Raw genomic sequence first — 13,522 nt, forward strand, 5'->3', positions numbered from 1 at the left:
GTTTCAATGATGGATAAAAAACAGGAACCGCAAAATAGGTTCCTGCTTTTCTGTTTAAATAAAGAGGTGGGTACAATCCAAAAAGCTTCCCTTAAAAAATTAAATCTGACAACTCCCTGGGATACTCCGTAATCAATTTTGTCCCGTCTTTAGATAGTATCACTGTATCAGAATGTCTGAATCCTCCCACTTCAGGAATATAGATTCCTGGCTCAATTGTGAAAATCATTCCTTCTTGTAATACTAAGTTGTTATCAAAGCGAAGCGACGGTTCTTCGTGTAACCCAATTCCGATTCCGTGGCCTGTACGATGGATGCTGTATTGTTCGAGACCTGCTTTTCTGAATATGTTCCGGGCAGCGTTGTCGACTTCTTTTGCAGTAATCCCGACTTTGATCGCTTCTAAAGCGGCAAGCTGCGCTTCATAGGCAGCCTTGAAAGCCTCTTTTTGTTTGTCTGTTGGCCGGCCAAGGAAGAAGGTTCGTTCACATTCAGCCCGGTATCCATTCAAGCCGACCTGGCGGCTGTGTACGACTATATCATTTTCTTCAAGTTTTCTTGTGTTCGAGAATACGTGTGGCATCACGCTTCGTTGCAGCCCGGAAGGGGACATGGCGAAGAAATCCAATGTTGCATTTGGATGCTTTGTCGACGTTTCTTCAAATAAGGCTTTGTTCCCAAACTGGTCTATTTCCATTTCAGTGATGCCAGGTTTTACTTTTTCCAAAGAATGTGAAAGGGCAAGGCTCACTAACCGGCCGGATTCGATAATAAGATCGATTTCCTGCTGATCTTTAATGTATCTCATTTCAGCAATTTTCCCACCAATATCGGCTAGTTCAAATCCGCTATCTTTGAGGAGATTGGCCACTGTCACTGGAAGTGAGTGGTATTCTATACCAATTTTTGCACCGGAAGGATAGGAGGATACTAGTTTTTTAAGATGCTCGAGGTGAGAAATGCCATACGAACTTTTTTCAGGGTGTTCGTAGTATACAAATAACTGATCGGCGCTCGATTCTTCCCTTGCGTGGTTTTCTTCGAGGGCAGGGACAACCAGGCTTGTCTGTTGCTGATCAATAATGAGTAAAATGGGACGTGAATAGGTTATCGCTTTAAATCCACTCATGTAGTATTGATTTTCAAAATTGATAATCACAGTAGCTTCTAGTTGATTTTCTTCCATATGCTGCCGCAATTTTGCAATACGTTTGCTTGAATCCATTTTTATATCCCCTTTTTCTCGTTTATAAATATATTATATTCTCTGAATATTATGAAACAAATATTTAGACTCCCGAAGCATAAAAAATTTTTAGAGAAGAGGAAATTTGCCCTCTCTTGCAAGAGTTACAGTTTTTATTATGGTTTAAGGGAGGGTCCTCCTAAGCCTGTTTTTTGTAAATGTCCGAAGTCATTTCAATGATTGGAAAAAAACAATGCGGAAGAGGGTACTCATTATAAAAACCAGTGAGTTCACCTCAAACAAAGGGCCTCTAAAAGAATTCATGAAATATTGTAAATTTTTGTAGAATTCCGTTGAAATTTTATTCAGATTCTATTACCATAGAACCATATCATAAATATAGGTAAAATTTACTCATTTAAAACGATAAAGGCAAAATCATCGAAAGGTGAGGACGCAAAGCCATGGGTCTGTCGTTCAATATATTGAACTATGATCGCCAGGTTGCCGAATAGCGCTGTAATAGGCATGGGCTATTCCAACTTACCTGTGGATACTCATGCCTTTTTGAGGATTGTGTTTCTAAATTGCTGAAAGGCAATTAAATATAAAACAGAATTTGAAAAAACAGAAATTTGATGATGAGGGGTTTTGAAATGAAATTTACCATTGGGAAAAAGTTGCTTGGTGGATTCCTGAGCGTGGCGGTACTTCTTGGTATTATTAGTTTTATAGCTTATTACAATATTGAAAAGATTAACGATTCTTACTCTGATCTAGTTAATCGCCGCGCCGTTATTTTATCCAATGTAAAGGATATGCAAAACAGTGCTTCCCGGCAGATCGGCGGTTTGCGAGGGGTGTTGCTGGAGGAGGATGGATCAGAAAAGAATTTAGCGGAATCTATTGGGGTCCTGAATCAAAAAATCGAAGCGACAAGCAAACTGGTCCAACGTAAAGAAGACAAGGATGCATTAGAAAAGCTTGCCTCTTTAAATAAAGAGTTTAAAGCAAAGTCAAACGAGGTCATCACCTTAATGATCACAAATGAGGATGATGCCAAAGAACTGGCTACTGAACAATTGATCCCGCTGAGCAGGGAAATAAGAGATTTGGGAGATAAAATTGTAAAAGATCAAGAAAAATTCATGACAGAGGGAAGTAAGACAAACTCTGAAATGGTTGGCCATGTGGTGACAACAGTTGTTATTTTAAGCATAGTTGGATTTATTCTGGCCATTGTAATTGGAATATTTATTACCAGAATGATTACAAAACCAATTTTATCTTTGGAGACAGTGGCAGGAAAAATTGCTGCAGGCGATTTAACACAGGATGACATCAAGGTGAAATATCAGGACGAAATCGGCAATTTAACCAACTCTTTCAACCAAATGAAAAGGAATTTGGGCCAACTGATTAGACAAGTAAGTATCAATACTGAACAAGTTGCAGCAACTGCAGAAGAGTTGTCTGCCAGTGCTGAACAAACGAGCAAGGCAACGGAACAAATTTCATCGGCCATCCAGGATGTCGCATTGGGTTCAGAAAGGCAAGTGTCCAGTGCTACGGGTGCCACTCAAGCTGCGAATGACATCTCAATGGGAATGGAGCAGACTGCTTCATCTATACAAAACGTCACAGAATTAACAGCTTCTGCTAATAATAAAGCAAACGAAGGAAACAAAGTGGTTAGCCAAACTGTTGAACAAATCAATCTTGTTCAACATTCCGTGAGTGAATCAGCAGGGGTTGTCAATGCTCTCGGTGAAAAGTCCGGGGAAATTGGCAAGATCGTCGAGCTAATTACGGAGATTGCGAATCAAACCAACTTGCTTGCTTTAAACGCTGCGATTGAGGCTGCCCGTGCTGGAGAACACGGAAGAGGCTTTGCGGTCGTTGCCGATGAAGTGAGGAAATTGGCTGAACAGTCTGGTCAGGCAGCTGGTCAAATTCGTGAGCTCATTCAAGAAATTCAAACAGAAGCGGAAAAAGCCGTTCAAGCAATGAATGATGGAACAGCCGTTGTCAATGAAGGCATTAATATGGTTCATCAAACCGGTGAAGTCTTTAAGGACATTTTAACAGCAATAGAGCAGGTCGCCAGTGAATCCAAGGAGGTCGCGGCTATTGTTGAAGAAGTAAAATTAAGTTCACAAGATATGGTTTCCATGATGGAAGGTGTAGCATATGTTGCTGAACAATCCTCTGAAAGTGCACAAAACGTCGCTGCTTCAGCTGAGGAACAAAACGCTTCAATGGAAGAAGTATCATCTTCCGCGGAAGCTTTGAGCAAAATGGCTCAAGAATTGCAGGGCGTTATTGGGAAATTTAAGGCTTAATAAAAAGAATCCTTGCCGGTTTCAAATCGGCGGGGATTTTTTGCTGAAATAAGAGAGGATGGTTAGGGGTTTCTCTGATAGCGCCAGTGAAGTGGAAGTTCCTTCATATTTATGGTTTCGCTTAAATAATGTCGGTTTTCGCTTGATTCTTGATTTTTTCGCTTGAATCGAAGGGATTTTCGCTTAATTCCTCCGAATTTGCGCTTAATTATTCTGCCCAGCTACCTTTATTGGTAAAATTGTGGTAATAAATAGAAAATATTAGGTGTTTTTCTGACCTGAAACTAATTGTGTAGCCGAATATTTATTTTAAAATCAAATTATTTGGCTATATTTTTTAAAAAAGTAGGTAAGGAGTGTAAAAAGTTCTATGAAAACTCGGCTTTGAGGGTTCCGTTCTGCCACAAAACAGATGGATAGCCCCGCAAACGCTCTTGACAAACACGCCAATTGCAGGAGTGTCTAAATTAAAAAACCTGCCGCAAGTAAATGCAGCAGCAAAAAAGGGTATTGGGGAATACTATCCTGCGTTATAGAAGCAGAGAAGTAATAGCATGGAAGTGGGAGAGTGAACGGCTACTTCTTTGCTTCTATATGTGCTTTATATCCTCTAATTGAGAAACAAAACACATTTTTTGGTTAATGAAAAAATTGGAAAAGAATTTATTAAGGACTAAGGTATTTTTGCTGAACTTGTCTGTTTGCATTAATGATGAAAGGATGCTGTTAAATAAAGCATCTGGACAACATAAATCATTGAAAGCTCGAGCCTATTATTGCTTGAGCTTTTTTGTTTAAAGATCTCTTTTAGAGAGGCTCAATATTCGGTTGAAGGTTTAATCAATTGTTGGGAATATTACTATTTATACTAATGAAAATTCAAGGAGAGGTTAACGTGAAACGTGACCCTGTTCAATCAACGGCGATGAAAAGTGTTGGGTATGAAGTTGCAAAACAGATTGTAGAAGTAGAATTTCCTGATGGGGATGTTTACCAGTATTATCCTGTTCCTGAGAATATTTATAAAGAATTTATAACTGCAGATTCACTTGGAACGTTTTTCAATAAACATATTAAACCTCACTACGAATGTAGAAGGATTAATAAGTAAATTAGGTGCAGGTTTCTTTCCGATTTTTATAAAGTGCATTGGAAATGATGTATCTTTTTTAAAGAGGTTAAAATCTACTGTTTATTGTTTCTGCAAAAACTAAAAATCAAAACCAATTGACAAATCTTCATTCTTGTCATAATTATTGAATTAGTCAGACAGGAGTGAATCAGATGGCAATCCCAAACAAGCATGAAGACGGACAAAGAGAATTAATCCAAGAAGTAAAATATAACAAACATCATTTTTTTCAAGATATAACGGGCCAGAATATATCTTCAGGGCTGATTTCCAGCACGCTGGTCATGACGGGCCCGGCAATTATTATTTTACAAGCTGCGGCTTCGGGTGGTTTTACGGATCAGCAGACGGTTAATTGGATGTTTGCTGTATATTTTTTTGGCGGACTGTTTGGCATTCTCATGTCGTTGTTGTTCAGGATTCCGATAACTGGCGGCCATTCGATTACAGGGGTCGCTTTTTTGGCGACGGTAACTTCTCACTTTACTTACCCGCAGCTGATCGGCGGATATGTGATGTCGGGGTTGTTGATTTTTCTGATCGGCATGTCCGGCCTGTTTACAAAAATTATTAAATGGGTGCCAAAAGAAGTGATTGCAGCGATGCTTGCAGGACTGGTCACCGGCTATGTTATTCAACTAGTCCCTTCAACGAAGGAGATGCCGGTTGTCGGAGGAGCAGCTCTGCTCAGCTTTTTAATTTGTACGAAATATAGTAAACGCCTTCCACCTTTGATGGTGGCAGTTGTCGTCGCTTTCGTTGCTCTGTTTCTCACTCAAGATTTGCACGTTCCTGTTCAAGAAATGGCTTTTTTCTTTCCTTCCATACAAATTCCTGAATTCACGTGGATGGGGATGCTGACACTGGCTCTTCCTCTGGCGATGCTGATCCTGAGCAATGATGCAGCACCGGGAATAGGGGCACTGGAAAGCTCAAACTATGATCCTCCTATCCGTAAAATTCTTTCCTTTAGCGGTATCTTTTCTGTCCTGGCCGGCTTTACCGGAGGCCAAAGTGCCAACATCGCCGGTATGATGACGGCTATCTCTGCTGGTCCGGATTCTGGACCGAGATCAAAACGATATATGGCTGCCTTCATCTCAGGAATCATTACGTTATTGTTTGGTGTTTTTGCCTGGAAAATTGTCCCGTTCATTCAATCGTTACCAAAAGCATTTGTATCGCTGCTTGCTGGATTTGCTCTCATAGGGGTTCTTCATTCCAGCCTGCAGCAGGGCTTTTCCACAAACCGCTATCGGCTGAGTGCCTTAGCTGCCTTTGTTATTACTCTCTCGAATGTATCTTTCCTGCATATCAGTGCTCCGGTGTGGGCACTTGTTTTTGGTGCGGTGATCGCGCGGACGGTTGAAAGAGAGCATTAATCTGTTCGAGTTTAGGCGGATGTTGCAACTGCGAAAAATTATTTAGAAAGGATGGGGAAGATGAACATAGGAGTGATTGGAATAGGGGATATTGCGAGAAAAGCTTACATTCCTCAATATGCCGAAAACAGGAACCATACATTTCATTTTTATACCCGAAAAGAGGAGACCTTGGAACTGATACGGAGCAGATATAGTTTTTCTGCTCATACTTCTCTTGGTTCATTGTTCCAGGAAAAATTGGACGCAGTGATGATTCATGCTGCCACCTCTGCCCATGAACAACTTATTAACTCTTGTCTGGACCAGGGTATTCCCGTATTTGTTGATAAGCCAGTGACCGATTCTTTTTCCTCCACTCAAAAGCTTGTGAAAATAGCAGAAGAGAAAAAGATCCCTTTAATGGTTGGATTTAATCGGCGCTTCGTTCCTCTCTACCAACAGGCAAATTCAACAACAGAAGCAAATATGATCCTTCTGCAGAAAAATCGATATCACTTACCGGGTGAAGTGAGGAATTTTGTATACGATGATTTCATCCATGTGGTTGATACGCTTTTATATTTCTTGAACGGTGCTCCTGATAAATGGGAGGTTAAGGGTCAATGGAGCGGAAATCAGCTCTCTTCCATCATGCTGTCAGTTTCGAAAGGAAAACAACTGGCGATAGGCATCATGAACCGGGATGCAGGTGTGAATGAAGAGGTACTTGAAGTGATGAGCCCAACTAAAAAAACGATCGTAAGAAATTTATCAGAATACGTTGTACATGAGCAAAGAAATGAGACAAGGACCAGAACGAACGACTGGCAGACTATGCTGAACACTCGCGGATTTGAAGCGATGTTAAAGACCTTTTTTGATCATCTGGAAAACGATACACCTCTTCCATTAAGCTTAAACGATGTGCTTATGACGCATGAATTGTGTGAAATGATTGTTGATAAGCTTGTGGGGGACAATACAATTAACCAATTGCATGGCCAAAGCCATACTTAACGTAATCAACAAACAACAGAGCGTGAGATTCCCCCTTCACGCTCTTTTCAGTGGTTCAAATTCGGATCTATTATAAAAGTTTAGCTACGGAGTCTTGAAAAATTCTTTCTGTCGGTATAATTGTTTTAGTAAAAGTGTCGCTCTCTTCTTTAATTTTTGCAAAGAGAAGCCGGGTACCGACATCTCCAAGTTTTTTGAATGGAATTTCAATTCTGGATAACGCTGGAGATAAAAAAGATGAAATAACAGAATTGCTGTAACCGACAATCGATAAGTCATCCGGGATGGAAATTCCAGCTTCTGCTGCTGCTTTGTATATACTCATTACTTTTAAATCATCGGTCGCAAAAACGGCTGAAGGTTGCTCTTTAATAAGGAATAAACCTTTAGCAGATTCATAGGCGCTTTCAACTGTATAACCACTTTCGATTATCCACTCGTTTCTGAGTGATATTTTATTATCTCTTAAACAGTTTTTATAACCTTCCAACCGGTCGATTGCAACATGGTAATTGAGGGGAGAATGCAAACATGCTATATCACGGTGCCCATTGTCAATTAAATACTGTGTTAAATCATAGCTGTCCTGATAGTTGTCCGTGTCGACAGAAAAGATATTTTTATATTCACCATCTACTTTACCAATGACAACGATTGGAATGTTATAACCATCCAATTGTTTAAAAAGATCCTCATTGGCTGGAGAACTTAACATGATGATCCCTTTAATCATTTTCTCTTTTATTTTTGAAATGCACTTTTCAAGTTCGTCTTTACTATTCTTTGAGGTTTGTAAAATAACATCAAAGTTTTCTTCCTCAGCTTTTGTGGAAATAGTGTGAATGATTTCCGGGAAAAATGGGTTGTTTGCCGTTGTTTTTGTCGGCCGCGAAACGACCATAATAGCATCAAAACCGGAGGAAAGGGCTCTCGCCAGTTTACTCGGCTGGTAATTTAATTGCTTAATAGCGTCTAATACCCGTTCCCTGGCTTCCGCGGAAATATTACTTTGGTTATTTAACACTCGGGATACAGTGGACTTTGAAACTTTTGCGACACGAGCGATATCGTATATAGTATGAACCAATTTTCACCCTCCTCGAAAGCAGCTATTGTGTATAATTCTACAATAGTTAAATTCCTTCATTCTTAAACTTTTTAGATACACATTTGGGACAAAAACCAACAACATTGAATGTCATTAACCAACTAAATGAATCCGTTTGCAAAAATAGTGAAGCTCTCAATCTGCACGTTATTTTGGAATCGGCAATCTAGGATACATTATATGGATGAATTTCATCTGTAGCAATAAAAATTTTGGAACGATCAAAAAGTGGATCTTAGTATCACTAAAAATAGAAATATATAAACGTATCTGTGTTGACAGAAAGCGTTTTCTATATTATATTTCATTTGTGGGAGCGGTACCATAAAATTGCTCGTGGGAGCGGTTCCAATAAAATATAAGAGATTAACTTTAATTTTGGGAGCGGTTCCAAAAGGAGGAGAATATGGGAAACATCAAAGACAGGCTGGCTAAGATTTACGGGAATGAAGACATTGAGAAAATTTGGGCCAGTCTGGAAAAGCGAATGAATTCAACAAAAGAAAAACAGATAAAAGACAGAAAGCAAAAATGGGATCAGGAAGATGTTGTATTAATTACATACGCTGATCAGTTTCAGGAAAAAGATCAACCTGCCCTGGCAACTTTCAAAAAAATGTTTGACCGCCATTTGGCAAATCATTTCGAGGTGGTTCATCTTCTTCCTTTCTATCCCTATTCTTCAGATGATGGCTTTTCTGTAATAGATTATAAGAAAGTCAATCCAATAGCTGGTGACTGGGAGGATATAGAGAATTTATCATTATCAACGAGATTGATGTTTGATTATGTGTGTAATCACATCTCAGCACAAAGCGAATGGTTTCAGGAATACTTAAAAGGCAACCCGGAATACGAAGACTTTTTCATCGAAATGGACCCAAATATTGATTTGAGCGCAGTGACAAGGCCGAGGGCAACTCCTGTCCTGACGAAATTCACAAAGGCAGACGGATCGGAAACGCATATTTGGACAACGTTCAGTGAAGACCAGATTGACTTAAACTTTAGAAATCCACAAGTTTTGCTGAAAATGGTTGATGTTTTACTTTACTATCTGGAACAAGGAGCGGAATATATTCGCCTTGATGCAGTAGGATTTATGTGGAAAGAACCGGGAACTACCTGTATTCATCTGGAAAAAACACATCAATTAATAAAGCTTTTCCGGGATATTATCGACGAGGTTTCACAGGGTACTGCAATAATTACAGAAACGAATGTACCTCATAAAGATAACATTTCTTACTTTGGGAACGGACACGATGAAGCGCACATGGTTTATCAATTTCCGCTGCCGCCGCTCGTTCTTTACTCTATCAACCGCGGAAATGGGAGCGCTCTCACTGAGTGGGCAAAGAATCTTGGTCCAACGGGTGGTGATACAACATTTTTTAACTTCCTTGCTTCTCATGATGGAATCGGGGTTAACCCAATTCGCGGAATCATCCCGGAGGAAGAAATCCTTAAGATGATCGAGGACTTGAAAGCAGAAGGGGCATTAGTGTCATATAAGAAAAATCCGGATGGAACTGAAAGTCCATACGAGATTAATGTGACATACTTGGATGCTTTAAATAAGAAGTCTGATGAAGATGGGATTCGCTTAAAAAGATTTTTAGTGGCTCATTCTATTCTGTTAGCATTTCCGGGAGTGCCAGCGGTTTATATTCAAAGTATGCTTGGTTCACGAAATGATTATGACGGTGTCGCAAAGACAGGCATGAACCGTTCTATCAACCGGCAAAAATATGATTTAAGTGAGATTGAGACCGAATTAATGAATCCGGTTTCCTTAAGAAACAAAATAAATACTCAGCTAAGCAAGATCATACGAATTAGAAAAGCGGAACCACTCTTTAATCCGGATGTTTCGATGGAAGTATTGGATTTAGATGAAAAAGTTTTTGCTTTTAAAAGAAAGACAGAAAATGAAAGTCTGCTTGTTATTCATAATCTTACAAATGAAATAGTAGATTGTGAGATTTCTGGACGGTTCACCAATCTCCTTACTGGAGAAGAAATAATCACAGATGAAGATATTAAATTGGATCCGTATCAGTTCCTTTGGTTAAAACCAATACGTCAGGAGGAAAAGAGATGAAATTTAAAAGTTTAAGTTTAGTACTGATTTTGGTGTTGAGTGTTGTGCTGGCTGCATGCGGCAACGGAAGCAGCGGTGAAAGCGAGAATGGTCAAACGACAATCGAATTTATGCATTCATCCGTTGAGCAGGAACGTTTAGCAGTAATAGACAAACTGGTTGAGAAATTTGAAAAAGAAAACCCGGATATTAAGATCAAACAGGTCGCAGTAGAGGAAGATAGCTATAATACCAAAATCGTTACATTGGCAAGCTCCGGCAAGCTCCCGGCAGTGATCGAAGTGGGTCAGGACTACGCGAAAGTAATGGACAAGGACGAATTGATTGACCAGGATTCAGTCAAGGCAATCATTGATGAAGTTGGTTCCGATAAATATTATGAAGGCGCTTTAAAGCTTGTTAAAACGGAAGATGGCAAAAGCTATACAGGTGTTCCAATCAGCGGTTGGGTCCAGGGAATTTGGTACAACAAAGAAATGCTTGCATCAAAAGGCTTTGGTGAACCGGAAAATTGGGATCAAGTTTTAGAAATAGCAAATGCTTTCACGGATACTGCAAATAAAAAGTATGGAATTGCCTTGCCGACAGTAGAAGGAGTATTCTCTGAACAAGCTTTCTCACAATTTGCTTTATCAAACAATGCAAATGTTTTGGACAGCAAAGGTGAACTGTCTATTAACACACCTGAGATGAAAGAATCTCTATCTTTCTATAAAGAATTGGCTGGATACACGATGCCTGGCTCTAATGATACAACTGAGATTAAAGATGCTTTCATGAATGGAACAGTGCCAATGGCTGTTTATTCCACTTATATTCTTCCTTCCGTTTTTGAAGAAGGAAACGCTGAAAATATTGGTTTTGCAGTGCCAACCGAGAAAACAAAGGCTGTTTTTGGAACAGTCTCTGCGTTGACAATTTCTTCTGGATTAGAAGACCAGCAAAAAGAAGCTGCCGAGAAATTTGTTACTTTCATGTCCCAGGCTGAAAATACAACAGAGTGGGTATTAATGTCCCCGGGCGGAGCTCAGCCAGTAAATAAAGAAGTCCCTGAAAACCCTGATTATCAGGCAAATGAGGTCATTAAGGCATTTGGTGACCTATCAACAGAAATCGCGGCATCCTTCGAGGATATCCAGGTGTTTGGTTTAGTAGACGGTAAAAACTTCTTGAAAATGGGAGATGTCACAAGCTCAGGTGCGATTCCCGTGATGATCAACAGCGTAACCGTTGGACAAAAAGATGTTGATAGTGAAATTAAAAACGCAGAAAAATTAATTAAAGAAACCTTAGAAAAATAAAAAAAGGAAGGGGTATTCCATATGGCAATGCCCCTTTCCATCAAAAAAATATTGGTCACTCCAATTATAAATTTTATAACTCAATTGATATAGGGCAGAGTGTTTAAATGATTGCTGAACATCAAATTGCTCATTTGTTAACAAAGTGATTGTTGCTGCCTCTGGATCATGAATTAGCCTGCATTTTGATTACTAAACAGGGGGGGTTCCATGAAAGTCATAAAACGACGGGAGAAAACAGATCTTAAACTGGCAATGGTCTTGCTGTTTCCGAGTATCTTTTTACTCTTATTATTAGTTGCTTATCCAATGATCTTCAATATTCAGATCAGCTTCTTTGACCAACCGATCAATCCAAGGTTGAGTGCAACTTTTGTTGGCTTGGAGAACTATATTGATATCCTTACAGATGGTGAATTCTTTAAATCGCTGGGAATCACTGTTTTATATATGGTTCTGGCAGTGGCGGGGAGTACGGTATTAGGATTGGCAGTTGCTATTTTCTTTAATCGTCCATTCAGGTTTCGCAAAACGGCCCGTTCTTTAATTATCTTATCCTATGTGACACCTTCCATCTCATTGGTTTTTGCATGGAAGTATATGTTTAATAATGGCTACGGTGTCGTCAACTATATTGGTGGGGATCTCTTACATTTATTTGATAAAGCGCCGCTATGGTTTGACAATCCGGTCAGCAGCTTTTTCCTTGTAGTGCTGTTTGCGATTTGGAGGTATTTCCCATATGCGTTTATCTCCTTTCTGGCGATCTTGCAAACGATTGATTCGACTTTGTACGAAGCTGCGGAAATTGACGGTGCATCTGCATGGGATAAATATAGAATCATAACGCTGCCAGCGATTATGCCAGTTTTAATCACGGTTGTAACATTACGTTCAATATGGCTGTTCTATATGTTCACAGACGTGTTCCTTCTTACCAATAAAGTGGACATTCTTGGTATCTATTTATATAAAACTGCTTTTGCATTCAACGATTTGGGCAAAGCAGCATCCATTTCTGTGATTCTATTTATTATTCTGTTTGTTGTTATTATTGCATCAAGAAAGCGGGTGAATATAAATGGGAATGGCTAGCAGCAGAAAGAGCAAAGGAATAAAGAAGGCTGCATTTTACATCACATTATTGAGCCTTTTGTGTGTAAGCCTGTTTCCATTTTTCATTATGCTGATGACATCCTTCAAATCTTCAAAGGAAGCCGTTGCTGCGAACCCGACGTTCTTCCCTCAAGATTGGACATTTCAGCATTATGTCGATATTTTTAATCCGGTAATATTTCCTTACATGTCCTATTTTAAAAATAGCTTAACCGTTGCCCTTACCGCTGCAGGACTATCAGTATTAATCGGGATTTTTGGAGCGTACGCTCTCTCGAAGCTCAAGTTTATGGGGAGAACCACGATTAACGCCAGCTTTTATACGGTCTATATGTTTTCGGGCATCCTGCTTGTCGTGCCGTTATTCAAAATTATCTCTGGCCTTGGTTTATATGATACGCGAACATCGTTAATCATTACGATGATTGTCCAGACCCTGCCAACCGCAATTTTTATGCTGAAAAGTTATTTTGATACGATTCCGGATGACCTGGAGGAAGCGGCCATGATTGATGGGTTAAATCGTGTCCAAATCATTTTTTATATTGTTATACCATTATCGATTTCCGGGATTATATCGGTATTTGTTTATGCCTTTATGGTTGCATGGAATGATTATTTGTTTGCATCGATCTTCTTATCTGATTCTGCTAATTTCACATTACCAATTGGTTTAAACGCATTGTTCAGTACCCCGGACTACGTATGGGGACGGATGATGGCGGCATCGCTCGTTACAGCCTTGCCGGTTGTGATTATGTATGCCATATCCGAGCGCTTTATTAAAGGGAATCTAACAGAAGGCGGAGTTAAAGGTTAACTTTTAAAATTTAATAGAGAGGAAGTTATGAC

10 protein-coding genes and 1 riboswitch are annotated in these 13,522 nt (G+C 39.6%); of the genes, 8 read left to right on the forward strand and 2 right to left on the reverse strand.

Features of this window, described 5'->3' with window-relative positions; translation table 11 throughout:
- Nucleotides 1-91 precede the first annotated feature (91 nt).
- Nucleotides 92-1,225, reverse strand: a complete 1,134-nt coding sequence (locus CU633_RS10495) for a M24 family metallopeptidase (protein ID WP_101660180.1) — start codon at nucleotides 1,223-1,225, stop codon at nucleotides 92-94.
- A 382-nt stretch (nucleotides 1,226-1,607) separates the two neighbouring features.
- Nucleotides 1,608-1,698, forward strand: a riboswitch (cyclic di-GMP riboswitch).
- A 144-nt stretch (nucleotides 1,699-1,842) separates the two neighbouring features.
- Between CU633_RS10495 and CU633_RS10500 the strand changes: the two genes are divergently transcribed.
- The 4 genes from CU633_RS10500 to CU633_RS10515 all read left to right on the forward strand — a co-directional run bounded on the left by CU633_RS10500 (nucleotide 1,843) and on the right by CU633_RS10515 (nucleotide 7,041).
- Nucleotides 1,843-3,528 (forward strand): methyl-accepting chemotaxis protein, encoded by a 1,686-nt coding sequence (locus tag CU633_RS10500; protein WP_180954931.1) that lies wholly within the window; start codon nucleotides 1,843-1,845, stop codon nucleotides 3,526-3,528.
- An 895-nt stretch (nucleotides 3,529-4,423) separates the two neighbouring features.
- Entirely contained in the window at nucleotides 4,424-4,639 is a 216-nt protein-coding gene (locus tag CU633_RS10505) for a KTSC domain-containing protein (protein ID WP_101660182.1), read from the forward strand.
- 173 nt (nucleotides 4,640-4,812) lie between these two features.
- Complete coding sequence (locus tag CU633_RS10510; RefSeq protein WP_101660183.1) at nucleotides 4,813-6,042, forward strand: benzoate/H(+) symporter BenE family transporter; 1,230 nt, start codon at nucleotides 4,813-4,815, stop codon at nucleotides 6,040-6,042.
- Between the two features lie 60 nt (nucleotides 6,043-6,102).
- Nucleotides 6,103-7,041, forward strand: coding sequence for a Gfo/Idh/MocA family protein (locus CU633_RS10515; protein WP_180954932.1), 939 nt, complete (start codon nucleotides 6,103-6,105; stop codon nucleotides 7,039-7,041).
- Nucleotides 7,042-7,111: 70 nt separating this feature from the next.
- Here the strand turns inward: CU633_RS10515 and CU633_RS10520 are convergent, their stop codons facing one another.
- The gene (locus tag CU633_RS10520) at nucleotides 7,112-8,128 is read right to left on the reverse strand and encodes a LacI family DNA-binding transcriptional regulator (RefSeq protein ID WP_101660187.1); all 1,017 of its coding nucleotides are present in this window, start codon (nucleotides 8,126-8,128) and stop codon (nucleotides 7,112-7,114) included.
- A 427-nt stretch (nucleotides 8,129-8,555) separates the two neighbouring features.
- Between CU633_RS10520 and CU633_RS10525 the strand changes: the two genes are divergently transcribed.
- From CU633_RS10525 to CU633_RS10540, 4 genes are all read left to right on the forward strand, one after another.
- On the forward strand, nucleotides 8,556-10,253 hold the full coding sequence (locus CU633_RS10525; protein WP_101660188.1) for an alpha-amylase family glycosyl hydrolase: 1,698 nt from the start codon (nucleotides 8,556-8,558) through the stop codon (nucleotides 10,251-10,253).
- Complete coding sequence (locus CU633_RS10530; RefSeq protein WP_101660190.1) at nucleotides 10,250-11,554, forward strand: ABC transporter substrate-binding protein; 1,305 nt, start codon at nucleotides 10,250-10,252, stop codon at nucleotides 11,552-11,554. The genes CU633_RS10525 and CU633_RS10530 overlap by 4 nt, the downstream gene beginning before the upstream one ends.
- 210 nt (nucleotides 11,555-11,764) lie before the next feature.
- A complete protein-coding gene (locus CU633_RS10535) occupies nucleotides 11,765-12,649 on the forward strand; it encodes a carbohydrate ABC transporter permease (RefSeq protein WP_101660192.1) in 885 nt (294 codons plus the stop codon).
- A complete protein-coding gene (locus tag CU633_RS10540; protein WP_101660356.1) occupies nucleotides 12,642-13,490 on the forward strand; it encodes a carbohydrate ABC transporter permease in 849 nt (282 codons plus the stop codon). Before CU633_RS10535 ends, CU633_RS10540 begins: the two co-directional genes overlap by 8 nt.
- Nucleotides 13,491-13,522 lie beyond the last annotated feature (32 nt).

The sequence above is a fragment of the Bacillus sp. V3-13 genome (assembly GCF_002860165.1).
Lineage (GTDB): Bacteria > Bacillota > Bacilli > Bacillales > Cytobacillaceae > Bacillus_BJ.

What these genes read in the sequence shown, in the direction of transcription:
- CU633_RS10495 (WP_101660180.1), bottom strand. Translation starts at nt 1,225, where the DNA reads ATGGATTCAAGCAAACGTATTGCAAAATTGCGGCAGCATATGGAAGAA.
- CU633_RS10540 (WP_101660356.1), top strand. Translation starts at nt 12,642, where the DNA reads ATGGCTAGCAGCAGAAAGAGCAAAGGAATAAAGAAGGCTGCATTTTAC.
- CU633_RS10535 (WP_101660192.1), top strand. Translation starts at nt 11,765, where the DNA reads ATGAAAGTCATAAAACGACGGGAGAAAACAGATCTTAAACTGGCAATG.
- CU633_RS10525 (WP_101660188.1), top strand. Translation starts at nt 8,556, where the DNA reads ATGGGAAACATCAAAGACAGGCTGGCTAAGATTTACGGGAATGAAGAC.
- CU633_RS10515 (WP_180954932.1), top strand. Translation starts at nt 6,103, where the DNA reads ATGAACATAGGAGTGATTGGAATAGGGGATATTGCGAGAAAAGCTTAC.
- CU633_RS10530 (WP_101660190.1), top strand. Translation starts at nt 10,250, where the DNA reads ATGAAATTTAAAAGTTTAAGTTTAGTACTGATTTTGGTGTTGAGTGTT.
- CU633_RS10510 (WP_101660183.1), top strand. Translation starts at nt 4,813, where the DNA reads ATGGCAATCCCAAACAAGCATGAAGACGGACAAAGAGAATTAATCCAA.
- CU633_RS10500 (WP_180954931.1), top strand. Translation starts at nt 1,843, where the DNA reads ATGAAATTTACCATTGGGAAAAAGTTGCTTGGTGGATTCCTGAGCGTG.